The organism is Streptomyces sp. NPDC088261, assembly GCF_044740805.1.
Classification (GTDB): domain Bacteria; phylum Actinomycetota; class Actinomycetes; order Streptomycetales; family Streptomycetaceae; genus Streptomyces.
In genome coordinates, this window is sequence record NZ_JBIURL010000017.1 from 157313 (window position 1) to 179758 (window position 22446).

At 72.5% G+C, this 22446-nt stretch carries 21 protein-coding genes; 12 read left to right on the forward strand and 9 right to left on the reverse strand.

What is annotated here, in order from left to right; genetic code table 11:
- Nucleotides 1–73 precede the first annotated feature (73 nt).
- Entirely contained in the window at nucleotides 74–877 is an 804-nt protein-coding gene (locus ACIODU_RS27840) for a site-2 protease family protein (protein ID WP_401770792.1), read from the forward strand.
- Nucleotides 878–929: 52 nt separating this feature from the next.
- On the opposite strand, the gene ACIODU_RS27845 is transcribed toward ACIODU_RS27840, so the two are convergent.
- Both ACIODU_RS27845 and npdG read right to left on the reverse strand, forming a co-directional pair.
- A complete protein-coding gene (locus ACIODU_RS27845) occupies nucleotides 930–1124 on the reverse strand; it encodes a hypothetical protein (protein ID WP_401770795.1) in 195 nt (64 codons plus the stop codon).
- 124 nt (nucleotides 1125–1248) lie between these two features.
- On the reverse strand, nucleotides 1249–1959 hold the full coding sequence (gene npdG / locus ACIODU_RS27850; protein ID WP_401770797.1) for an NADPH-dependent F420 reductase: 711 nt from the start codon (nucleotides 1957–1959) through the stop codon (nucleotides 1249–1251).
- A gap of 117 nt (nucleotides 1960–2076) precedes the next feature.
- Between npdG and ACIODU_RS27855 the strand changes: the two genes are divergently transcribed.
- Nucleotides 2077–2685 (forward strand): hypothetical protein, encoded by a 609-nt coding sequence (locus ACIODU_RS27855; protein WP_401770800.1) that lies wholly within the window; start codon nucleotides 2077–2079, stop codon nucleotides 2683–2685.
- 97 nt (nucleotides 2686–2782) lie between these two features.
- Nucleotides 2783–4111 (forward strand): MFS transporter, encoded by a 1329-nt coding sequence (locus ACIODU_RS27860; protein WP_401770843.1) that lies wholly within the window; start codon nucleotides 2783–2785, stop codon nucleotides 4109–4111.
- A gap of 60 nt (nucleotides 4112–4171) precedes the next feature.
- Here ACIODU_RS27860 and ACIODU_RS27865 read toward each other — a convergent pair whose 3' ends face one another.
- Entirely contained in the window at nucleotides 4172–4393 is a 222-nt protein-coding gene (locus ACIODU_RS27865; protein ID WP_356432316.1) for a hypothetical protein, read from the reverse strand.
- Between the two features lie 130 nt (nucleotides 4394–4523).
- Here ACIODU_RS27865 and map point away from each other — a divergent pair, with 130 nt between their 5' ends.
- Nucleotides 4524–5381 (forward strand): type I methionyl aminopeptidase, encoded by an 858-nt coding sequence (gene map / locus ACIODU_RS27870; RefSeq protein WP_161308582.1) that lies wholly within the window; start codon nucleotides 4524–4526, stop codon nucleotides 5379–5381.
- A 207-nt stretch (nucleotides 5382–5588) separates the two neighbouring features.
- Entirely contained in the window at nucleotides 5589–6260 is a 672-nt protein-coding gene (locus tag ACIODU_RS27875) for a heme oxygenase (biliverdin-producing) (protein WP_401770803.1), read from the forward strand.
- Between the two features lie 39 nt (nucleotides 6261–6299).
- On the opposite strand, the gene ACIODU_RS27880 is transcribed toward ACIODU_RS27875, so the two are convergent.
- On the reverse strand, nucleotides 6300–6971 hold the full coding sequence (locus tag ACIODU_RS27880) for a PhzF family phenazine biosynthesis protein (RefSeq protein WP_401770805.1): 672 nt from the start codon (nucleotides 6969–6971) through the stop codon (nucleotides 6300–6302).
- A 282-nt stretch (nucleotides 6972–7253) separates the two neighbouring features.
- Between ACIODU_RS27880 and efeO the strand changes: the two genes are divergently transcribed.
- From efeO to ACIODU_RS27900, 4 genes are read left to right on the forward strand one after another with little or no spacing between them, the layout of a single operon-like run.
- Nucleotides 7254–8396 carry an iron uptake system protein EfeO gene (gene efeO / locus ACIODU_RS27885; protein ID WP_356432292.1) on the forward strand — a complete coding sequence of 381 codons (1143 nt, stop codon included), beginning with the start codon at nucleotides 7254–7256 and terminating at the stop codon, nucleotides 8394–8396.
- Between the two features lie 42 nt (nucleotides 8397–8438).
- Nucleotides 8439–9758 carry an iron uptake transporter deferrochelatase/peroxidase subunit gene (efeB, locus tag ACIODU_RS27890; RefSeq protein ID WP_401770809.1) on the forward strand — a complete coding sequence of 440 codons (1320 nt, stop codon included), beginning with the start codon at nucleotides 8439–8441 and terminating at the stop codon, nucleotides 9756–9758.
- A gap of 25 nt (nucleotides 9759–9783) precedes the next feature.
- Nucleotides 9784–10755: an iron uptake transporter permease EfeU gene (gene efeU, locus ACIODU_RS27895; protein ID WP_356432288.1), complete on the forward strand. Its 972-nt coding sequence runs from the start codon at nucleotides 9784–9786 to the stop codon at nucleotides 10753–10755.
- A complete protein-coding gene (locus ACIODU_RS27900) occupies nucleotides 10646–11632 on the forward strand; it encodes a hypothetical protein (protein WP_401770812.1) in 987 nt (328 codons plus the stop codon). Before efeU ends, ACIODU_RS27900 begins: the two co-directional genes overlap by 110 nt.
- Nucleotides 11633–11654: 22 nt before the next feature.
- Here the strand turns inward: ACIODU_RS27900 and ACIODU_RS27905 are convergent, their stop codons facing one another.
- From ACIODU_RS27905 to ACIODU_RS27915, 3 genes are all read right to left on the reverse strand, one after another.
- The gene (locus tag ACIODU_RS27905; RefSeq protein WP_356432287.1) at nucleotides 11655–12401 is read right to left on the reverse strand and encodes a bifunctional DNA primase/polymerase; all 747 of its coding nucleotides are present in this window, start codon (nucleotides 12399–12401) and stop codon (nucleotides 11655–11657) included.
- Between the two features lie 147 nt (nucleotides 12402–12548).
- Nucleotides 12549–13172: a TetR/AcrR family transcriptional regulator gene (locus ACIODU_RS27910; protein WP_401770815.1), complete on the reverse strand. Its 624-nt coding sequence runs from the start codon at nucleotides 13170–13172 to the stop codon at nucleotides 12549–12551.
- A gap of 125 nt (nucleotides 13173–13297) precedes the next feature.
- The gene (locus ACIODU_RS27915; RefSeq protein WP_401770817.1) at nucleotides 13298–14326 is read right to left on the reverse strand and encodes a small ribosomal subunit Rsm22 family protein; all 1029 of its coding nucleotides are present in this window, start codon (nucleotides 14324–14326) and stop codon (nucleotides 13298–13300) included.
- 1098 nt (nucleotides 14327–15424) lie between these two features.
- Between ACIODU_RS27915 and ACIODU_RS27920 the strand changes: the two genes are divergently transcribed.
- A complete protein-coding gene (locus ACIODU_RS27920; protein ID WP_401770819.1) occupies nucleotides 15425–16798 on the forward strand; it encodes a hypothetical protein in 1374 nt (457 codons plus the stop codon).
- Nucleotides 16799–16970: 172 nt separating this feature from the next.
- Here ACIODU_RS27920 and ACIODU_RS27925 read toward each other — a convergent pair whose 3' ends face one another.
- Nucleotides 16971–18368 carry a multidrug effflux MFS transporter gene (locus ACIODU_RS27925; RefSeq protein WP_401770846.1) on the reverse strand — a complete coding sequence of 466 codons (1398 nt, stop codon included), beginning with the start codon at nucleotides 18366–18368 and terminating at the stop codon, nucleotides 16971–16973.
- A 129-nt stretch (nucleotides 18369–18497) separates the two neighbouring features.
- Between ACIODU_RS27925 and ACIODU_RS27930 the strand changes: the two genes are divergently transcribed.
- The gene (locus tag ACIODU_RS27930; protein ID WP_401770821.1) at nucleotides 18498–19568 is read left to right on the forward strand and encodes a Gfo/Idh/MocA family protein; all 1071 of its coding nucleotides are present in this window, start codon (nucleotides 18498–18500) and stop codon (nucleotides 19566–19568) included.
- Between the two features lie 133 nt (nucleotides 19569–19701).
- Here the strand turns inward: ACIODU_RS27930 and ACIODU_RS27935 are convergent, their stop codons facing one another.
- Nucleotides 19702–21351: an alkaline phosphatase D family protein gene (locus tag ACIODU_RS27935; protein ID WP_401770823.1), complete on the reverse strand. Its 1650-nt coding sequence runs from the start codon at nucleotides 21349–21351 to the stop codon at nucleotides 19702–19704.
- Nucleotides 21352–21426: 75 nt separating this feature from the next.
- Between ACIODU_RS27935 and ACIODU_RS27940 the strand changes: the two genes are divergently transcribed.
- Entirely contained in the window at nucleotides 21427–22224 is a 798-nt protein-coding gene (locus ACIODU_RS27940; RefSeq protein ID WP_401770825.1) for an SDR family oxidoreductase, read from the forward strand.
- Nucleotides 22225–22446 lie beyond the last annotated feature (222 nt).

Consider the following 22446-nt stretch of genomic DNA (forward strand, 5'->3'; position numbering starts at 1 on the left):
TTCCGCACCGGCAAGCCGCATCCGCGAGCACGCGTCCGCAAGCACCGGCTCCCACTCCCCAGGAGACCCACCCATGACCACCGCAGCCACCCGCAGCAGCGATCGGCGGATCTCCCCGGTCTTCCTCGGGATCGCCGCCGTCATGGCGGTGTCGGGATGGGCCGTGTGGACGGACTTCTCCGCCAACGCCGGGGTCGCCGTCTTCCTCTTCGTCACCGCCGCCTGGGTCGTCTCCCTCTGCCTGCACGAGTACGCGCACGCCCGCACCGCCCTGCACAGCGGCGACATCTCCATCGGCGGCAAGGGGTACCTCACCCTCAACCCGCTCAAGTACACCCACGCCCTGCTCAGCATCGTGCTGCCGGTGCTCTTCGTGATCATGGGCGGGATCGGCCTGCCCGGCGGCGCCGTCTTCATCGAGCGCAACCGCGTCCACGGCCGCTGGAAGCACAGCCTGATCTCGGCGGCCGGCCCCCTGACCAACGTCCTGTTCGCCGTCGTCTGCACCGCGCCGTTCTGGCTGCACGCGCTGGACGGCGTGCCGGCCACCTTCGTCTACGCGCTCGGCTTCCTCGCGCTGCTCCAGATCACCGCCGCGATCCTGAACTTCCTGCCGGTCCCGGGCCTCGACGGCTACGGCGTCATCGAGCCCTGGCTGTCGTACAAGATCCGCAGCCAGATGGAGCCGTACGCGCAGTTCGGACTGCTCGCCGTCTTCGGCATCCTCTTCATCCCGTCCGTGAACGCGGGCTTCTTCGACCTGGTCGACACCGTCCTGAGCGGCCTCGGCATCCCGGCCGACACGAACATCACCGCCTGCGGCCAGAACCTCTACCGCTTCTGGAGCGACCAGAGTCCGTTCTGCCAGCCGCAGTGAAGACAGCGAAAGACAGCGAGGGGCACGGCAGGGAAAGACGGCGCGGCGCGCCTCAGCCCGCCGCCGACACCCCGTCCGCCGCCCGCCGCGCCTTCGCGCGGCGCAGGTAGTACCACGCCATGTTGGACGAGAGCCCGGCCAGCAGCAGCCACACGACCCCGAGGAAGCTGCCCTGGACGAAGGAGACCACCGCCGCGATCACGGCGAGGGCGCAGACAGCGAGGGCGTACACAGCGAGGCGGGGCATGGCGGTCGGCTCCTGTCGGGGGCGAGCGGGGCGGTACTGCGGTACTGCGGTGCCGTACGTGTCGTACGTGTCGTACGTGGCCCAGTCTCCCCCACCCCGGGCCCGCACCCGGCTCCGGGGACCGTCAGACGTCCGTGACCCGCAGGCCCGCGTGCGCCTTGTACCGGCGGTTGACCGAGATCAGGTTCGCCACCAGCGACTCCACCTGGTGCGCGTTGCGCAGCCGCCCCGCGAAGACCCCCCTTATCCCCGGGATCCGCGCCGCCAGCGCCTGCACGATGTCCGTGTCCGCGCGGACCTCGCCCAGCACCATCACGTCCGTCGCGATCTCCTCGACCGCCGGGTCCTGGAGCAGCGGCGCGGAGAGGTGGTGGAAGGCGGCGGTCACCCGGGAGTCCGGCAGCAGGGCGGCGGCCTGCTCGGCCGCGCTGCCCTCCTCCGGGGTCAGGGCGTAGGCGCCCTTCTTGTCGAAGCCCAGCGGGTTCACGCAGTCGATGACGAGCTTGCCCGCCAGCTCCTCGCGGAGGGACGCGAGGATCGGGGCGTGCCCGTCCCACGGCACGGCGACGATCACCACGTCACTGCGCCGCGCGCACTCCGCGTTGTCGGCGCCCTCGACTCCGTACCCCAGCTCCGCCGCCGAGGCCGCCGCCCGGTCCGCCGCGCGGGACCCGATGATCACCTTCTGCCCGGCCCGCCCCAGCCGGTAGGCGAGCCCGCGCCCCTGGTCCCCCGTACCCCCGAGCACACCGACCACCAGACCCGACACGTCGGGAAGGTCCCAGGGGTCCTGGGCGGGGGGCTTGGGCGCGCTGCCACTGTCACTAGAAGTCATACGGCGGAGCCTACTTGTCGCACCGTCGACAACGGCTCCGGCCGGTCCGCGTCCCGTTCGGGTGAGGTGCGGCGGACCGGGGGCGGCGGGGGCGGAGGGTCGGGCAGGATGCGCCCCATGGATGCCGTGCGTGTCGCGCTGTTGCGTGAAGTCCTGGCCGGTACGGAGTGGTTGTCGGCGACCCGGCGGTTCGCGGGGACCCTGCGGTCCTCCGTCGTGCCGCACGGCGGGGGGCTGCTGCTGGTCGGGACCGAGGCGTACGAGCCGTGGCACCTGGCCGCGCATCTGGTGGACGAGGCCGCCTGGTCCGGGCAGCCCGAGCTGAATCCGACGCTCGTACGGCACCGGGTGCGGGACGGGGACCCGGCCCATCTGGCCGTCGGCCTGGGGCGGCTGGAGGCGGCGGGGCGCGGGGAGACGCTGCTGGTGGTGGCGCCGGAGCGGCCGGACGCCGGGCTGCTGGAGCGGGTGCACGACGCGCGGCGGGCGGGGGCGACGGTGCTGTCGCTCGACGGCGGGGACGTGGAAGTGCGCGGTCTGGCGCACGAGGCGCTGACGGTGGCGGCGGACGCGGCGCACGGCGTGGACCTGGACATCGTGCAGCACCTGGTGTCCGCGGCGGCCGGGGAGAACAGCCTGCCGGCCCAGCGGGGGAAGCGGCGCTTCCGCGACCGGCTGTCCCGGCTGGCCGACCAGCTGACGGCGCCGCCGCCGTCCCGTTGGTGAGATCCCGGGCGGCGGCGGGAGCGGAAGGCGGACCGGCCGCCGTAAACCGGTTGCCCTCTACAGGCTTCCGGCCGCAACATGGCCCCCTGTGACCAAGATGTTCGCCGCGCTCCTGCCGGATCTCTCCCCGCTCCGCTCCTCCCGGGACTTCCGGCTCCTCTGGGTCCAGGGGCTGGTGACGAACTTCGCGAGCTTCATGGCGATGATCGCCCTGCCGCTCCAGATCAAGGATCTGACCGACTCCCCCCTCGCGGTGGGCGCGATGGGCGCGGTCGAGCTGGTGCCGCTGGTCGTCTTCGGTCTGTACGGCGGGGCGCTCGCCGACGCCGTCGACCGGCGCAAGGTCATCCTGCTCACCGAGGCCGGGCTCGGCGTGCTGGCCGGGGTGCTGCTCGTGAACGCGCTGCTGCCGGAGCCGCTGCTCTGGCCGCTGTACGTGGTGGCCGCGGGGGTCTCCGCGCTCGCCGGGCTCCAGCGCCCCGCGCTGGACTCGCTGCTGGCCAGGATCGTCCCGCACGACCAGCTCACGGCCGCCGCCGCGCTGAACGCCGTGCGCTGGCAGATGGGCGCGATCGCGGGGCCGTCGCTGGCGGGCGTGGTCGTGGCGTTCGCCGGTCACGCCCCGGCGTACGGCATCACGATCCTGGGCTTCGCCGTCTCCGTACTGATGTGTCTGCGCCTGTCGCCCGCGCCGGCCGCGCACGACGCGCGGAAGCCGTCGCTGCGGGGCATCGCGGAGGGCGCGCGGTACGCGTGGAGCAGACCGGTCCTCCTCGGGACGTACGCGGTCGACCTGGCGGCGATGCTCTTCGCCTTCCCGAACTCGATCTTCCCGTTCCTCGCGGACGACCTCGGCGCGGAGTGGTCGCTGGGGCTGATGTACGCGGCGGGCTCGGTCGGCTCCGTGCTGCTCAGCCTGACCAGCGGCTGGACCTCACGGGTGCGGCGGCACGGGCTGTTCGTGGTGTGCGGCGCGGCCGGGTGGGGGCTGGCGATCACGGCGGCCGGGTGGTTCTCCCACGTGTGGGTGGTGCTGGTCTGCCTGGCCTTCGCCGGGGCGGGCGACATGCTGAGCGGCCTGGGCCGCTCGACGATCTGGAACCAGACGATCCCGGAGGAGCTGCGCGGCCGCCTGGCGGGCATCGAGGTGCTGTCGTACAGCGTCGGCCCCCAGCTCGGGCAGGTCAGGGCGGGTGCGATGGCCGGCTGGACCGGCACCCGCCCGGCGGTGTGGGGCGGCGGGCTGGCCTGCCTGGCGTCGGTGGGCCTGCTGTCGGCGGTCCTGCCCAAGCTGGTGACGTACGACGCGAGCACGGACGAGGACGCGATGCGCCGCCGCGCGCACCAGGAGGCGCTCACACCGCCGACCGCGCCCGCACCGCCGACGGCCCCGGCCCCGCCGACCACCTCGCTGCCCGCGGGGTGAGGGGGCGGGAGGGGCCGTACACGCTCCCCCGCCACCCAGACCCCACTTCGCGGACACGCCCTAGCTGCCGCCGCCCGGCCTGTCGTGCCACTTGGGGTCGTTCTCCCACTCCGTGTTCCGCTCCTTCGCCGTCTCCATCGCGTGCTCCGCCTCCTGGCGGGACGTGTACGGGCCGAAGCGGTCCTTGGCCGGGCACTCGGGGCCCTCCTCGACCTTGCCGTGCTCCAGGCAGTAGTACCACTCGCCCGGCTTGCCCACCGTGCGCTTCTTGAACAGGGCCATGCCCGGCTCCCTTTCTTCTCCGTCGTCGAGGACGTCGTTCGTGACGTCCTCGATGTCGTCGTCCATGTCGTCGTCCCTGACGCCATGCTGCCCCCCGGCCGCCGCCGCGACGCTGGATAGACTCGTTGGCATGTCTGGCCAGTCGCTGCTCGTACCAGGGGAGCTCTCTCCCGCACGTTCCGTTCCCGGAAACATCCGGCGCCCCGAATATGTCGGGAAACCCGCTCCTACCCCGTACACCGGGCCGGAGATCCAATCCGCCGAAACGATTGAGCTGATGCGGATCGCGGGGCGCATCGCCGCGCGGGCGATGGAGGAGGCCGCGAAGCACATCGCGCCGGGGGTGACCACCGACGAGCTGGACCGGGTCGCCCACGCCTACATGTGCGACCACGGCGCCTACCCCTCGACGCTCGGCTACCGGGGCTTCCCCAAGTCCCTCTGCACGTCGGTCAACGAGGTGATCTGCCACGGGATCCCGGACTCCACGGTGCTCCGCGACGGCGACATCGTGAACCTGGACGTCACCGCGTACATCGGCGGCGTGCACGGCGACAACAACGCCACCTACTTCTGCGGTGACGTGGACGAGGAATCGACCCTGCTCGTCGAGCGGACCCGCGAGGCGCTGAACCGCGCGATCAAGGCCGTGCGGCCGGGGCGCCGGCTGAACGTGATCGGGCGGGTCATCGAGTCGTACGCCAAGCGCTTCGGCTACGGCGTCGTCAAGGACTTCACCGGCCACGGGATCAACACGTCCTTCCACTCCGGACTGATCGTCCCGCACTACGACAGCCCGCACGCCACGACCGTCATCAGGCCCGGCATGACCTTCACCATCGAGCCGATGCTCACGCTCGGTACGTACGAGCACGACATGTGGGACGACGGCTGGACCGTCGTGACGAAGGACCGGAAGCGGACGGCGCAGTTCGAGCACACCCTGGTGGTGACGGACACCGGCGCGGAGATCCTCACGCTTCCCTGAGCCTCCGCGGCAGGTCTCCCCGGCCTCCCGGCGGGCCTCTCCGGGCGAGCGCCCCTGGTGGGAGGCGGGTAGCGTTTTACCGACAGGACGTCGGGAACCAGTTGACTTAGGTAAGCCTAAGTAGGAGGATCCGTGGTGGCAAGCCCCCGTGCTGCCACCGTGGGCACTTCCGGTGCTCCCGTCCCCCTCGGTCCCCGGAGGCCCGCCTTGGACGCACGCACCGTCACCGTCGGTACACCGTTCTCCACCCTGATCCGCGTCGCGTCCCACGAACAGCACACGCGGGCCGAGACCTCGCCCTTCATGGGCGACCTGCTGGGCGGCCGGCTCGGGGTGGACGCGTACACCCGCTACACCCAGCAGCTGTGGTTCGTGTACCGCGCGCTGGAAGGCGCCTCCGACGCGCTCGCGGACGATCCGGTCGCCGGGCCGTTCATCCGGCGCGAGCTGGCGCGCACGCCGGAGCTGGAGCGCGATCTGGCGCATCTGTGCGGTACGGAGTGGCGTACGGGCCTCGAACCGCTCCCCGCGACCGCCGCGTACGCGGCGCGGGTGGAGGAGTGCGCCCGCGTGTGGCCCGGCGGATACGTGGCGCACCACTACACCCGCTATCTGGGTGACCTGTCCGGCGGCCAGATCATCCGCGACCGGGCGGAGAAGGCGTGGGGCTTCGCGCGCAAGGGGGACGGGGTCCGCTTCTACGTCTTCGAGGGGATCCCGAACCCGGCCGCGTTCAAGCGCGACTACCGCGAACTGCTGGACGCGGTGGCGGCCGACGACCTGGAGAAGCAGCGGATCGTCGACGAGTGCAAGCGGGCGTTCGACTTCAACGGCGCGGTCTTCCGTGAGCTGGGGGACGAGTTCTCGCGCAGCGCGTGAGGCGTGACGCGTGACGGTGCCGGCCACCCCCGGCCGCGCCTAGCGCTCCTGATGCAGCCGCACCCGGCCGCCGATCTCGATCTCGCCCCGGGGAGCCGGCGCGGTGAGGATCTGCGAGCCCCGGCCCTGCGTGATGTTCAGCGCGCGGCCCAGCTGTTCCGTGAGCAGCAGCGCCGCCGCCCCCGTCGCCTCGTCCTCCACGATGCCGTCGTCCCGGCGCGGGAAGCCGCGCGCCCTGACCCGTCCCGCCGCCTCGTCCTGCCACGCCCAGGCGTAGAGCCAGCCCTCGCCGGGCGGCGGGGCGGGCAGGGCGTCGACCTCGGCGACGGAGCCGTACTGCCGGAGCTGCCGCGGCGGCGCCCATTCGGGGCGGGCGGTGATCCAGGTGAACTCGCCGTCCTGGCGCACCCACACCTCGCCCGCGGGCGGGTTCACCGACTCCAGGTCGAGCAGCCAGGCCGTCCCGACGAGGGGGTGGCCGGCGAACGGCAGCCGCAGGCCCGGGGTGTAGATGTCGACCACACCGCGCTCGGGGTCGTCGACGAACACGGTCTCGCTGTAGCCGAGTCCGGCGGCGATCGCCTGCCGGTCGGCGCGGTCGGGGTGGTCCCGGCCCTCGCGCACGACGCCGAGGGTGTTGCCGTGCCGGCCGTCGGCCCCGCAGAAGACGCTGAGTACGTCGATGTCATTCACCCGCGCGATGTCAGTCACCCGCGCATTCAAACACCCGGGGCCCCGCACTTTCGAACAGGACATCGACGCCGCGGAACGGCCTCGGTGAACGGCACCTCGAACCAGGCGAATCGGACTCCTTGACCTCCGCTTGACCCAACCGTGGGCGGCCCGTGGAGCACCCGTGATCCCGCCGTGTCCGGGCGCGGGGAGTGAGATCCGAATCACTGGACGAAGGGGGCAAAGCCAGGTAAGCCTTCGTTAAGTTAGGTCTGCCTCACCCACGTCCCGTCCCTCGTCACCACCCTTGTGGAGTCCCGCATGCGCCCTGCCCGCCTCTCCGTCGTCTCCGCGATCGCCGCGGTGGCCGCCCTGACCGCCGTCACGGGATGTGCCGACAAGAGCGACGCCAAGGCCGGCGGCGACGCCGTCCGGGTCACGGCGAAGGACACCTCCTGCGAGGTGTCGAAGAAGGAGTTCCCGTCGGGCCACGTCGAGTTGGCCGTCGAGAACAAGGGCTCGAAGGTCACCGAGGTCTACCTCCTCTTCCCGGACGACCGCATCGTGACGGAGCGCGAGAACATCGGGCCCGGCACCAAGGCCACGCTGACCGCCGAGGTGAAGTCCGGTTCGTACGAAATCGCCTGCAAGCCCGGCATGAAGGGCGACGGCATCCGCCAGAAGGTCACCGTCACCGGCGGTACGGCCGTCGCGCGCAGCCCGGAGAAGGACGCCGCGGTCGCCGCGTACCGCAAGTACGCCCAGGAGCAGGCCGATGCCACGCTGCCGAAGGTGAAGGTCTTCACCGACGCCGTGCGCGCCGGGGACCTCGAGGGCGCGAAGAAGGCATACGCGCCCTCCCGCATCGGCTGGGAGCGCACCGAGCCCGTCGCCGAATCCTTCGGTGACATCGACCCGTTGGTCGACACCCGCGCGGACGGCCTGGAGAAGGGCCAGAAGTGGACCGGCTGGCACCGGCTGGAGAAGGAACTCTGGCAGGACAAGAAGCTGAGCCCGGACGCCCCGGCCCTCGCCGACGAGCTGGACAAGGACCTGGCCGACTGGCAGAAGCGGGTCGGCAAGGCCGTCATCACGCCGACTTCCATGGCCAACGGCGCCAAGGAACTGCTCGACGAGGTCGCCTCCGGCAAGATCACCGGCGAGGAGGACCGCTACAGCCACACCGACCTGGTCGACTTCAAGGCCAACGTCGAGGGGGCGCAGCAGTCGTACGAGCTGCTGAAGCCGGTCGCGGGGAAGAACGACGCGGCGCTGGTGACGGAGTTGGACAAGCAGTTCGCCGCGCTGAACACGCTGCTCGACAAGTACCGTACGGGCGGGGCCGATTCGTACGAGTTCGTCTCGTACGACACGGTCCGTGAGCCGCAGCGCAAGGAGCTCTCCGACGCGGTGAACGCGCTCGCGGAGCCGCTTTCCCGGCTCGCCGCCGCCGTCGTCAAGTAGTCGGGCCTCAGGCATCAGGCACGGAAAGGGAACGGGTACGCCGTGAACGACCAGACGACCGAGAGCTCTCCCGAGCCCGAGCGCGGGCCCGGACCCCAGAGCGAGCGCGGGCCCGCCGCCCGGGCGGCCAACGCCCCCGCGCCCTCCCGCCGTTCCCTCCTCGGCTGGGGCGGCGCCGGGCTCGCGCTCGGTGCCGTCGCGGCCGGCGGCACCGTCGCGGCGGTGCGCGGCGGGGACCCGACCGAGCCCGCCGCGGAGAGCGGCGCGGCGGTCCCCTTCCACGGCACGCACCAGGCCGGGATCGCCACCCCCGTACAGGACCGTCTGCACTTCGCGTCGTTCGACGTGACGACGAAGGACCGCGCCGAGCTGGTCCAGCTCCTCAAGGACTGGACGCGGGCCGCCGAGCGGATGACCGCGGGCCAGGCGGTCGGCGACGGCGCGTACGGCGGGCTCGCCGAGGCGCCGCCCGACGACACGGGCGAGGCGCTGGGGCTCAAGCCGTCCCGGCTCTCCCTGACCGTCGGCTTCGGCCCCTCGCTCTTCGCCAAGGGCCGGTTCGGCCTGGAGGGCAGGCGGCCCGACGCGCTGGTGGACCTGCCCGTGTTCCCCGGCGACAACCTCGACCCGGCGCGCACCGGCGGCGATCTGTGCGTGCAGGCGTGCGCGGACGATCCGCAGGTCGCCGTGCACGCCATCCGCAACCTCGCCCGCATCGGCTTCGGCAAGGTCGCGGTCCGCTGGTCCCAACTGGGCTTCGGCAAGACGTCGTCGACGACTCCGGGCGCCCAGACCCCCCGTAACCTCTTCGGGTTCAAGGACGGCACCAGCAACATCGACGGGACGGACACGGCCGCGCTCGACCGGCACGTGTGGGTGTCGGCGAAGGACGGGGCCGGCTGGCTGGCCGGCGGGTCCTACCTGGTCGCGCGCCGGATCTCGATGCGGATCGAGAGCTGGGACCGCACCTCCCTCCAGGAGCAGGAGGACATCTTCGGCCGGGACAAGGGCGAGGGCGCGGCGGTCGGCAAGGCGCACGAGCACGACAAGCCCAACCTCAAGGCGATGCTGCCGACCGCGCATGTGCGGCTCGCGCACCCGGACTCCCATCACGGGGTACGGATGCTGCGGCGCGGCTACTCCTTCACCGACGGTACGGACGGGCTCGGCCGGCTCGACGCGGGCCTGTTCTTCCTGGCCTACCAACGGGACGTGCGGGACGCGTTCATCCCCGTACAGCAGTCCCTCGCGCGCTCCGACGCGCTCAACGACTACATCCAGCACGTGGGTTCAGCGGTCTTCGCGATCCCGCCGGGCGTCCGGGACAAGGACGACTGGTGGGGCCGGACGCTGGTCTCCTGAGCAGAGAGAGCAGAAGGGACCCGCCGTGTTCGGCAATTACCTGATCGGTCTGCGAGAGGGCCTGGAGGCCAGTCTCGTCGTCTGCATCCTCGTCGCGTACCTCGTGAAGACGGGCCGGCGCGACGCGCTGCGGCCCATCTGGATCGGGATCTCGGTCGCGATCGTGCTGGCGCTCGCCTTCGGCTTCGGGCTCGAATACGGCTCGCAGGAGCTGACGTTCGAGGCGCAGGAGACGCTGGGCGGTTCGCTGTCGATCGTCGCGGTGTGCCTGGTGACGTGGATGGTCTTCTGGATGCGGCGTACGGCCAGGCACCTCAAGGCGGACCTGGGGGCGAAGCTCGACGCGGCGCTGGCGATGGGCACGGGCGCGCTGGTCGCGACGGCGTTCCTCGCGGTGGGCCGCGAGGGCCTGGAGACGGCGCTGTTCGTCTGGGCGTCGGTGCGCGCGTCGCAGGACGGCACGTACGAGCCGCTGGCCGGCGTCCTGTTGGGGCTCGCCACCGCCGTGGTGCTGGGGTGGCTCTTCTACCGGGGCGCGCTCCGGATCAACCTGGCGAAGTTCTTCACCTGGACCGGCGGGATGCTGGTCGTCGTCGCGGCGGGTGTGCTCGCGTACGGGGTGCACGACCTCCAGGAGGCCGACCACATCGGCGGCCTGTCGGACAAGGCCTTCGACATCAGCTCCACGATCCCGCCGGACAGTTGGTACGGCACCCTCCTCAAGGGCGTCTTCAACTTCCAGCCGGATCCCACCGTGGTCCAGCTGGTCGTGTGGCTGCTCTACCTGGTCCCGACACTCGCGCTGTTCCTGGCCCCGGTATGGTTCGGACGGTCAGTTGGAGGCGGGGGCGGGGCCGAGGAGCAGAAGGCGACCGATGATGAGGCCGATGCGGGCAGTGGTGGGGCTGGCGGCGGTCACGTCGCTGTCACTGACGGCGAGCGGGTGCGTGACGGTGCACGGGGAGCTGGCGGTCGTACCGTCGGCGACGCGGAGTGAGGCCGCGCGGGCGCTGAAGGTCTTCACCGACGCGTACAACGCCTCGGACCTGGCGTTCGATCCGGCGCTGGACGCGGAGCAGGTCACGGGCGCGCTGGGCGCGATCAACCAGGCCGGGCTGAAGTCGCGGAGCGTCACGGATCCGGGCGGCAACCCCCGGCACGTACCGCTGGAACTGACCGAGGCGAAGTTCACCATCCCCAAGAAGGCGGGCTGGCCGCGGTTCTTCCTCGCGGACACCGACAGCAACCGGGACGTGGACGGCGGGCCGCAGGACAACAACTGGGTGCTGGTGTTCGTACGGAACGCCAAGGACCGTCCGTGGGAGGTCGCGTATCTGGCGATCCTGTCCAAGGGCGCGGTGCCGGCCTTCAAGACCGACAAGGACGGCTGGGGCGAGGCGATATCGCCGGAGGACTCGAACTTCGCGGTGGCGCCGAAGGTGCTGAGCACCGAGTACACCTCGTACCTGCGGACCGGGCGGCCCGCCCACTTCGCGCCGGGGCCGCACACCACCGAGTGGCGGGCGGACCGCCAGAAGCGGGCGCGGGTACCGGGGTTCACCCAGCAGTACGTCGACCAGCCCCTGAACGGCGGGGACTTCGCGCCGGTCGGGCTGGCGACGGAGGACGGGGGCGCGTTCGTCTTCTTCGCCACGCGCTTCTTCGAGCGGCAGACGGCGGCGAAGGGGCTGCGGCCGCAGGTGAGCCCGGACGTGAAGGCGCTCATGACCGGCACGGTGACCAACACCGTGACGAAGGAGTGGATGTCGAACCAGGCGGTGGTCGTCCCGCGCGCAGGGGCGGGCGGGACGGCCTCCGGCCAGGTCGACGTCCTGGGCCGCTTGCAGGGCGTGACGGGGGCGGTGGGCTCGTAACGCGGCCCGCCGGCGCGGTCGTTCAGCGGCCCAGGGGCCAGGCCACCGCGTGCGGGTCCAGTTCGCCGTTCTCGCCCGCGTACCGCGCGCACGCGTCCGTCAGGGTCTCCAGCAGCGTCAGGGGATCGGGGAGCGGCAGCTCGGGGCCGCGGATCCAGCGCACCGCCAGGTCGCCGGGGAGCCGCGCGGGCGGTACGAGGACGTAACTGCCCCGGCAGTGCCAGCGCAGCCCCGGGTGCTCGTCCATCGTCTCGGGGTGGCAGTCCAGTTCGCAGGGCCACCACTCGTCCTCGTCCTCCGGGGTGCCCCGGGTGGCGGTGAAGAAGAGCATGCGGTCGCCGCCGGAGTCGGCCACCGGGCCGACGTCCACGGACCGTTCGAGGAGCCGCTCCAGCGCCCGGCTGCCCGCCTCCAGCGGTACGTCCAGCACGTCGTGGATCATGCCGGTCGCGGTGATGAAGTTGGCCTGGGGCTGGTTGCGGGCCCACCGCTCGATCTGGGCGCGGTCGGTGGTGGACTGGGTCTGCCAGGCGAAGGAGATGGGGTGCCGGGCCGGGGTCGGACAGCCGATCCGCTCACAGGAACAGCGGTAGCCGACGGGATGGGCCGCGGGCGAGACGGGCATACCGGCGTCGGCCACGGCGAGCAACAGTGCCTCACGATTGGCCGCCGCCCCGTCGAGCGCCTCGGCGCTCTTCTTGGCACGCCTGCGCAACCACTGGGGAATCCTGCTGTCCGTGCCGCGGTAGCGGCCGAAGTCGTCGCCCATCTATCCCCTCACACACCTCACGCCGGCCCCTGCGGCCTCTTCCATGGTCGCACCATCCTGCCTCCCGGGTGGCCGACCTCCCCAGCCGGGGGTCGGCCACGGACGAGCCGCCGGTGGTCCGCCGGGTCGTCGCCGGTCGTCCCCCGGTCAGCCGCGCGGGGCGAGACCGTACAGGGCGTAGTCGGCGACGGCGTCCGCGTAGGCGTGGGTGAGCGGGAGGGTACGGAGCAGCCAGCGGTGCGCGAGGGGGCCCGCGAGGAGTTCCAGGGCGATACGGAGGTCGAGGTCCCGCCGTACGTCACCGGCCTCCTGACCGGCCCGCAGCCGCTTCACGTAGAGCTGGAGCTGGGGTTCGAGGAGCTTGCGGGCGAACTCGGCGCCCAGTTCGGCGTTGACGATCCCCTCGGCGGCGAGCGCGCGTGAGGGGAGGTCGAAGGCGGGATCGTTCATCTCGTCGACCGTGGCGCGCAGCACCAGCTTGAGGTCCGCGGCCAGGTCACCGGTGTCGGGGATCTCGTACGTGGCCGCCCCGTCGGCGGCGGCGCGGGCGGCCTGCTCGGTGAGGTCGAGGAAGGCTTCGAGGAGGACGGCGGCCTTCGAGGGCCACCACCGGTAGATCGTCTGCTTGCCGACTCCGGCCCGGGCCGCGATGCCCTCGACGGTGGTCTTCGCGTAGCCGACCTCGGTGACCAGGGCGAGCGCGGCGTCATGGATCGCCCGGCGGGACCGGTCGCTGCGGCGGGTGGAGTCGGGTGCCCTGCTGTCGGCCATGACGTGAATCTACCAACGGGAGGAGGCGAGACGTATCGTCTCACCACCGCCGGGACACCGACCGAGGGAATCACCCGAACGAATCACGACCGAAGCGAGGTGTCCGCCTATTCGCCCTGCTTGTTCTACTCGCCCTGCTCGTGCGCGCCACCGGCCCCGGGGCCGGGCGGGGGCCACGCGTCGCCCCACGCCGTGTCGCGAGCCGCCCGGTACAGCTCGCCGTGCCGCTTGGTGACCGTCTCGCCGCGCAGCCCGTCCGCCGGGGTGCACAGCTCCAGCAGCACCTGACCCTTACGGATCTGCGGCTTGCGGACGACCCGGTTCCGCACGGGCTGCGGCTCGAAGCGAACCGCCGCCACATAGCTGAACTTCTCGTCCTCGTACGGCAGCGAGCCCCCCTTCACCTGCCGGTGCAGGGAGGAGCGGGCGACCCGGGCCGCGAAGTGGCACCAGTCCGTGCCCGGTTCGATCGGGCAGGCGCCGTCGTGCGGGCAGGGCGCGGCGACGCGCAGACCCGCGCCGATGAGCTGCCGCCGGGCCTCGATGATCCTCAAGTAGCCGTCGGGGGTGCCCGGTTCCACGATCACCACGGCCCGCGCCGCGCGCGCCACGTCGGCGACGAGCGCGCTCCGGTCGCGCCCGGTCAGTTCGTTCAGGACGTACGAGACCGTGATCAGGTCGGTGTCGGGCAGGGCGAGCGGGGTGCCGATCCTGGCGCGCCGCCACTCGACGGTGCGCAGCGCGGGGAGGCCGGAGCGTTCGGCCAGCTCCCGGCCGAGCGCGAGGGCGGGTTCCGCCCAGTCCAGGACGGTGGTGGTACGGGGCTCCGCCCACGTCGCGTCCGCCGCCCACACGGCCGCGCCGGTGCCGCCGCCCACGTCCAGGTGGCTGGCCGGCACCCAGCCGGGCGCGGCGTCCGCGAGCGCGTCCAGCGCGGCCCGTACCGCCTCGAACGTCGCGGGCATCCGGTACGCGGCGTAGGCGGCGACGTCCGAACGGTCGCGCAACAGGGGCGTGCCGGTGGGGGTTTCCCCCCGGTAGTTCGCGATGAGCCGCTCCACGGCTTGCGCGGCGGTCTTGGGCGGGAGGCCGTCGAGGAGCCCGGCGAGGGTTGCGCGCAAGGTGTTCGTGGTGGAGGAGGTGTCGGCGTTCACCGCCAAATGGTACGCACCGCCGCGAGGTGTCCGTGGCGCTCACTGTTGTCCTCGCGCCGGACGGGCGTGTGCGCCCCGGTGGGGGGCGCGGCCCACTGCTTGTCCTCAAGCGCCGGACGGGCTGGGTTTGTGGCGTCTGCCCGGGGCGCGGGCGCGGCTTACTACTTGTCCTCAAACGCCGGACGGGCTGGGTGTGTCGTGGTGACGGGGGGCGGGGCCTCCGGAGGCACGTATGTCCGGACTGCATGTTTTACGGCGCGTGCAAGGTCTTGTTTTGCGTAACGGTAGCCATGCGCCACAAAACACGCTTTACGTCCGGCCACACGCACCTCCTCCGACCCCACCCCCCTCACGCCGAGGGTGAACTGAACGACCCCGCCCGCCCCCGGGGTCCTGCGGTCCGTTGCGCGGGCCCGGCTCACTGATAGTCCTCAAACGCCGGACGGGCTGGGGGTGCGTCCGGGCGGGCTGGATGGTGCCCCTGCGCGGTGCGCCGGTGCGGGTCAGGGATGTCCTCAAACGCCGGACGGGCTGGGGGGTACGTCGGAACGGGCTGGAGAGGGGCGTCCGGGCAGGTCGGGGTGCGTCGGGACGGGCTGGAGGTTCCTCCGGGAGGGCCCGGGTTGCCCCCGGGCGCGGGGCACTCGGCTCCGCCCCTCGCCCGACGGGCCGTCGGTTGTCTTGTGCGCGGGCCTGGAAGGGGGACGGGCAGGGGTCGTGTCCGGAACGTAAAGCGTGTTTTGTGTCGCATGACTACCGTCAAACAAAACGAGGGCGCGCACGCGACGTAAAACATGCAGTGCAGGACACGACCCCTGCCCGGCCCCCGGCAACAACCCGCACCGGAAAAGACGGCCCGCAGCGGGCACCACCAAGCCCGTCCGGCGATTGAGGACATCAGTAAGCCGCGCCCGCGCCCCGGGCAGACGCCACAAACAGAGCCCGTCCGGCGCGAGGACAAAGAAGGAAGCCGCGCCCCCCACCGGGGCGCAGACGCCCGTCCGGCGCGAGGACAAAAGGCGAGGACCACGCCTACGCTGACGAACGCCGCCCCCGCCGCACCCGCGGCCCCGCGGCCGATCTCACCCCGGGGGAACCATGAGACAGCGGGCGTTACGCCTGTCCTTGCTGGCCGGCGCCATCGTGGTGGCGTTCGTCGTCCTCCTCGCCGCCTACCGCGACGGCGCCAGAGAGAACGGCATCGAAGCCAAGGGCGCCCGGGCGGACCGGAAGCCGGGGGCCGGGAGCGCCGCACCCCTGGCCCGGCTCACCGTCCCGCCCGCCTACGACCCCGCCCACGGCTGGGAGATCGCCGGCGCCCCGCCCACCGACGCGCCCGCGAACGCGCTCCCGTACGCGCTCGCCGGCTCCGGCACCGCGACCCGCCTCGCCCACCTGGAGAGCGCCGGAGGCAACCGCTTCCGGCTCCGGACGCTCGACCCGGCGTCGGGGAAGCGCGGTTGGGACGGCGCGCCCACCCGCCCGCTGTTCGCCCCCGGCCTCGCCCCGCGCCTGCTGAACGTCACCGCCGCCGACGGCCGCGCCTACTTCGTGACCTGGTCGTACGGAAAGCTCGACGCGACCGCCCCCGCCCCCGCCCCCTCCGACACGATCGTCTCCCTCGACGTGTACGACGCGGCCACCGGCGCCCGCCACCGCGTCGAAGTGCCCTGGCCCGCCGCCCCCGTCGTGACCACCGCCGGCTCCCGCGTGCTGATCAGCGACGGGAAGGCCACCGGCGCGGTGGTCGACCCGGCGACCGGCGCCGTGTCCCGGGTGGAGCCCGGCGCGCTCGGCCGGCCGAAGGGCTGCCGGGAGTGCGGCCGGCTGACCGAACTGCGCGCCGTGACCGAGCAGGGCGTCCTCGTGGGCGGCGCGGCCGAATTCTGGGTGCGCGGCGGCTGGTTCAGCCGTACCGTCGCCCCCACCGGCACCGCGCCCGCCTCCGGAGTGCTGTCCTCCGTGGCACCGGGCCGGATCCTCGCCCGGTGGCAGGGCAGGAAGGGCGCCAAGGACACGGCCACGCACGAGACCTGGGCGGTCCACGACCTGACCACCGGCAAGGTGCTGGCCCGTACCCGCTGCCGCAGGCCCGCGCTCGCGCCCGTCGACGCGCCGCAGCCCGCCCTCTCCCCCACCGGCCGCTACCTGATCGCCGGCCGCCTCGCGTTCGACCTGGCGACCCGGAAGGGCCACTGCTTCGAGGAGGCGGACGGCACGGGTCCGCTGACCCTCACCGCCGTAACAAACGAGGGCACGGCGTACGGCGCGGCCCTGGCCCGCTCGGTGACGGACGCGCTGGCGGGCGGCGGCAGCCCGGTCGTGGTGGACCTGACGGCCGGGGAGCCCGAGCCGGTGGCGCTGGCCCCCAACGTACGGCTGCCGGGCGGGAGTACGGCGGGCATGGGGCTCTTCCCCTGGACGGACGCCCGCGACCGGCCGCACCTGACGGCGTACCCACTGCGCGCCTAGGGCGTGTCCGCAAAGTGGGGTCGTCCGCCCGGAGGGCGGGGCTCGCGGCATCTGGTGCGTGCGATCGCAAGGCGGAGGACCCACCCCGTACTGGACGTACGGGGTGGGTCCGACAACGCCGCGAGCGCGCGTGCCAGACGCCGCGAGCCAGACCCCACTTCGCGGACACGCCCTAGCGCGTCGGCCGACGCCAGGGCCGTACCAGCCCCAGGAAGCAGCCGATCGCACCGGCCGCGCTCACCACCTGGACCAGGGCCATCGGCGCCGCCGTCCCCTCGCCGCCGATCCCGACGAGCGGCGAGGCCACGGCCCCGATCAGGAACGACGACGTACCGATGAGCGCGGACGCCGAACCGGCCGCGTGCGGAGTACGCATCAGCGCCTGCGCGTTGGTGTTGGGCATCGCCAGGCCCATCGCGGACATCAGGACGAACAGGCCCGCCGCGACCGGGAAGAGCCCCACCCGGCCGAACACCCCGGTCGTCATGAGCAGCAGCGCCACCCCGGCGAGCAGGATGACCGCCAGCCCGAAGCCGAGCACCCGGTCCAGGCTCACCCGGCCGACGAGCAGCTTGCCGTTGATCTGGCCGACCACGATCAGCCCCACGGAGTTGACGCCGAAGAGCAGGCTGAACATCTGCGGCGAGGCGCCGTAGATCTCCTGGACGACGAAGGGCGAGGCCGCGATGTACGCGAACAGCGCGGCGAAGGCGAGACCGCCCGCCAGCATGTAGCCGGTGAACACCCGGTCGGCGAGCAGCCCGCGCATCGTACGCAGCGCCTCGCCGACACCCCCGCTGTGCCGCTTCTCCTCGGGCAGGGTCTCGTGCAGCCACTTCCACACCACGAACGTGAGCAGCGCGCCGATCACGGTGAGGACGAGGAAGATGCCCCGCCACTCGGTGAGCCGCAGCACCTGGCCGCCGATCACCGGCGCGATGATCGGCGCGACACCGGAGATCAGCATCAGCGTGGAGAAGAACCGCGCCATCTCCACCCCGTCGTACAGGTCGCGCACCACGGCCCGGGCGATGACGATGCCCGCGGAGCCCGCCAGCCCTTGGAGGAGGCGGACGCCGATGAGGAGTTCGACGTTGGGGGCGACGGCGCAGAGGGCGGTGGCGAGGACGTAGACGACCATGCCGAGGAGCAGCGGTCTGCGTCTGCCCCACCGGTCGCTCATGGGCCCGACGACGATCTGGCCGAGCGCCATGCCCATCAGGCAGGCGGTGAGGGTGATCTGGACGGTGGCGGCGGGCGCGGCGAGCGAGCCGGTGACGTCGGGCAGCGCGGGGAGGTACATGTCCATGGAGAGCGGCGGAAGGGCCGTGAGCCCGCCCAGGACGAGGGTGACGAGGAGCCCGGCCCGGCGGGCGGTGGTGGGATTCTCCGTGAGCGGATGCGCGTCCTGGGGAGGTGCCTGGCGCTGTCCCGGCAGCTTCCCCGCCGTCCCGGCCGGGTGCGAACCCGCCTCCCGCGGCGGCCTCTTGGCCGCGTCCGGCAGGAGTCGCGCCGGTCCTATGTGGCCTTCTCGTCCTTCGGTGGTCCGCCCGCCGTCAGGCATCCGCATCTCCATGTCGTTGAATCCTTACCTATGCTCTCAGCTCAGGCGGAGTGGTCAGGACCTCTTTGTCCGGGATCCATGCGAAACCCGTGAACACCTGAACCCGTGAACACCTACGAATGAGGCGGGCAGCACATGACAGCCGAAGCGGAACAGCCCATACCCGCGACACCGGGCGCGCGGGCGACACCCGTGGCGGCCGGCCGGGCGGTGCGCTGGGGTGTCCTGGCGACGGGCGGCATCGCCGAGCGGTTCGTCACCGAGGTCGGTGCTCTGCCGGACGCCGAGATCGTGGCGGTCGGCTCGCGCGGTGACGCCTCGGCGAAGGAGTTCGCCGGACGGCTCGGGATCCCGCGCGCGTACGGCAGCTGGGCGGGGCTCGTCGCCGACGAGGACGTCGACGTCGTGTACGTGGCCACCCCGCACTCCGCGCACCGCGCCGCCGCCGGGCTGGCCCTCACCGCCGGGAAGCCGGTGCTCTGCGAGAAGGCGTTCACGCTCGACGCCCGGGAGGCGGGCGAGCTGGTGGCGCTGGCCGGGGAGCGGGGGCTCTTCCTGATGGAGGCCATGTGGATGTACTGCAACCCGGTGATCCGGCACCTGGTGGAGCTGGTACGGGACGGGGCGATCGGCGAGATCCGTACCGTACAGGCGGACTTCGGCCTGGAGGGCCCGTTCCCGCCCGAACACCGGCTGCGCGACCCGGCGCTGGGCGGGGGCGCGCTGCTCGACCTCGGCGTCTACCCGGTGTCGTTCGCCCACCTGCTGCTCGGCGAACCGGACCGGATCCAGGCCGACGCGCTGCTCTCCCCCGAGGGCGCCGACCTCAACACGGGGATCCTGCTGGGCTGGGACGCGGGCGCGACGGCGCTCCTCACCTGCTCGGTGACGGCCGAGACACCCCGTACCGCCACCGTCACCGGCACCAGGGGCCGGATCGAGATCCCGGCGGGCTTCTTCGCCCCGGACCGCCTCGTCCTGCGGCGGACGGGCGCGGAGCCGGAGGAGATCACGGAGGAGCGGCTCACGGGGGCGGGCGGGCTGTGGGGGATGCAGCACGAGGCGGCCGAGGTGATGCGCTGCCTGCGGGCGGGCGAGACGGAGTCCCCGCTGGTGCCGCTGGAGGGCACGCTGGCGGTGATGCGGACGCTGGACGCGGTGCGTTCGCTGATCGGGGTGCGGTTTCCGGCTGTCGCCGGGGGGTGACCGTCCGCGATCGCGGGGGCTTCGTGCCGGACGGGCGTCCGCGGACCGGTGGGGGCGCGGCTCACCGATGTCCTCAATCGCCGGACGGGCTGGAGGGCCGGCGTAATGGGCGGCGGACTGGAGCAGCAGCCGGTCAGGCCGGGGTCAGGCCCGGGCCGCCCGCCTCCGTCACGAAGGACGCCGCCGTCCTGACCGGGCTGTCCGGCGCCGTGACCACGTCCACCGTACGGAAGTCCGCCCTGGCGCGCGTGAGGCCCAGCTCGACGTTCACGTAACCGCGCCGCCCGCTGTAGAACTTCATGTGCGGATTGGCGGCCATGAAGGTCTCCCAGTCGGCGGGCCGGTCCCGGCCGTCCCTCCCGCTCGTGACGGACGTCGCCACGATCTCCGTGCCCAGCGTGCGGGAGTCCGGGTCGTCCCAGTCCTTCTTGAGGTCGTACGCGTGCCCCGTGTGCACGTCCCCCGACAGCACCATGAGGTTCGCGAGACCGGCCGCCTCCGCCCCGTCCATCAGCCGTTGCCGGGACGCCGGATAGCCGTCCCAGGAGTCCATCGACAGCTTGTAGCCGGCGGTGGGGGCGGTACGGCGCCGGGCGAAGGTCACCTGCTGCGGTACGACGTTCCAGACCGCCGTCGAACTCCGCCAGCCGTCCAGCAGCCAGCGCTCCTGGGTCTCGCCGGTCAGCGTGCGCGAGGGGTCCTCGGACTTCGGGCCCGGCACCTGCCAGCCGTCGCCGTACGCCTGGTCGGAGCGGTACTGCCGGGTGTCGAGCACGTCGAACTGGGCGAGCCGCCCGTACTGGAGCCGCCGGTAGAGCCGCATGTCCGGGCCCGAGGGCGCCTGGAGGGGGCCCAGCGGCTGGTTCTCCCAGTACGCGCGGTACGCGGCGGCCCGGCGCAGCAGGAACTCCTCCGGGGACACGGAGTTCTCGGGGATGTCGCCGGCGTAGTTGTTCTCGGTCTCGTGGTCGTCCCAGGTGACGACGAACGGGTGCGCGGCGTGGGCGGCCATCAGGTCGGGGTCGGACTTGAAGAGGGCGTAGCGCAGCCGGTAGTCGTCCAGGGTCACCGTCTCGCGGTTGAAGACGGCGGGCAGGGTGCGGTCGGTGTAGTCGCGGGCGCCGCCGGCGGACGACACGGCGTACTCGTACAAGTAATCGCCCAGGTGGAAGACGACGTCCAGGTCCTCCTCGGCGAGGTGCCTGAACGCGGTGAAGTAGCCGTCGTGGTACGCCTGGCAGGAGACGGCGGCGAACCGGAGGCGGCTCACCGACGCGCCGGGCGCGGGGGCGGTACGGGTCCGGCCCGGTGGACTGATCCACGTACCGGTACGGAAGCGGAACCAGTACACGCGGTCGGGGTCGAGCCCCCGTACGTCGACGTGCACGCTGTGGTGGAACTCGGGATGCGCGGTCGCCTGGCCCCGCGCCACGATCCGGGCGAAGCCCGCGTCGGCGGCGACCTCCCAGCCGACGGGGACACGCTCGGGGGGCAGACCGCTGTCGGGTACGTACGGGTCGGGCGCGAGCCTCGTCCAGAGCAGGACGCCGTCGGGGCGGGGGTCGCCGGAGGCCACGCCGAGGGTGAACGGGTCGGCCGCGACCCTGCGGGCGTCCAGCTCGGCGGCGCCCGCGACGCCGGCGAGGGGGAGGCCGACGGCGAAGGCGAGCGCGGCGGCGCCGGCGAGGAGGCGGCGGCGCGGAAGGCTTCCGGCCCGCGCCAGGGCCGCGAGGCGCTGGGCGGCGGCCCTGAGTTCGGGTGCGTGGCGGTCTGCGGCTGTCATGTGCCCCTCCCCTGACGGCTCCCCCGGCGACGGTCCGTGCCTCGCCTATCTGTACCTCAACTACACTGCGGGCCCATGAACGCCATGCGGGAGATCAACTCCAAGCACAAGATCGCACTAGTGACGGGCGCGGGCTCGGGCATCGGGCGCGCGGTGTCGCTCGCGCTGGGCGGTGCGGGGTGGTCGCTGGTGCTGGCGGGCCGGACGGCCTCTTCGTTGACGGAGACGGCCGAGGGGGTCGCCTCCGCGGCGGGCGCCTCCGCGGCGGGCGGCGGCGTCCTGGTCGTTCCCACGGACGTGACCGTCCCGGAGGAGGTGGACGCGCTCTTCGCGGCGGCGCGGGAACGGTACGGGCGGCTGGACCTGCTCTTCAACAACGCGGGTACGTTCGGGCCCGGCGGCGTGCCCGTGGACGAGCTGCCGTTCTCGGCGTGGCGGAAGGTCGTGGACACGAACCTGACGGGCACCTTCCTCTGCGCGCAGGCGGCGTTCCGCCAGATGAAGGCGCAGGATCCGCGGGGCGGCCGCATCATCAACAACGGCTCGGTCTCGGCGCACGCGCCCCGCCCGGACTCGATCGCGTACACCGCCACGAAGCACGCCGTGACGGGCCTGACGAAGTCCCTGTCCCTGGACGGCCGCGCGTACGGGATCGCGTGCGGCCAGATCGACGTCGGCAACGCGGCGACGGACATGACGGAACGCATGCGGAGGGGGGTGCCGCAGGCGAACGGGGAGGTGGCGGTGGAGCCGGTGATGGACGTGGGGGACGTGGCGGGCGTGGTGACGCACATGGCGGAGCTGCCGCTGTCGGCGAATGTGCAGTTCGCGACGGTGATGGCGACCGCGATGCCGTTGATCGGGCGAGGCTGAGCTTCCGCCCCGGTGGTGGGCGCGGCTTCCTTCCGCGTGGCGTCTGCCCGGTGCGCGGGCGCGGCTTACTGATGTCCTCAAACGCCGGACGGGCTGGGTGTGTCGTGGTGACGGGGGGCGGGGCCTCCGGAGGTACGTATGTCCGGACTGCATGTTTTACGGCGCGTGCGAGCCCTTGTTTCGTTAACGGTAGCCATGCGCCACAAAACACGCTTTACGTCC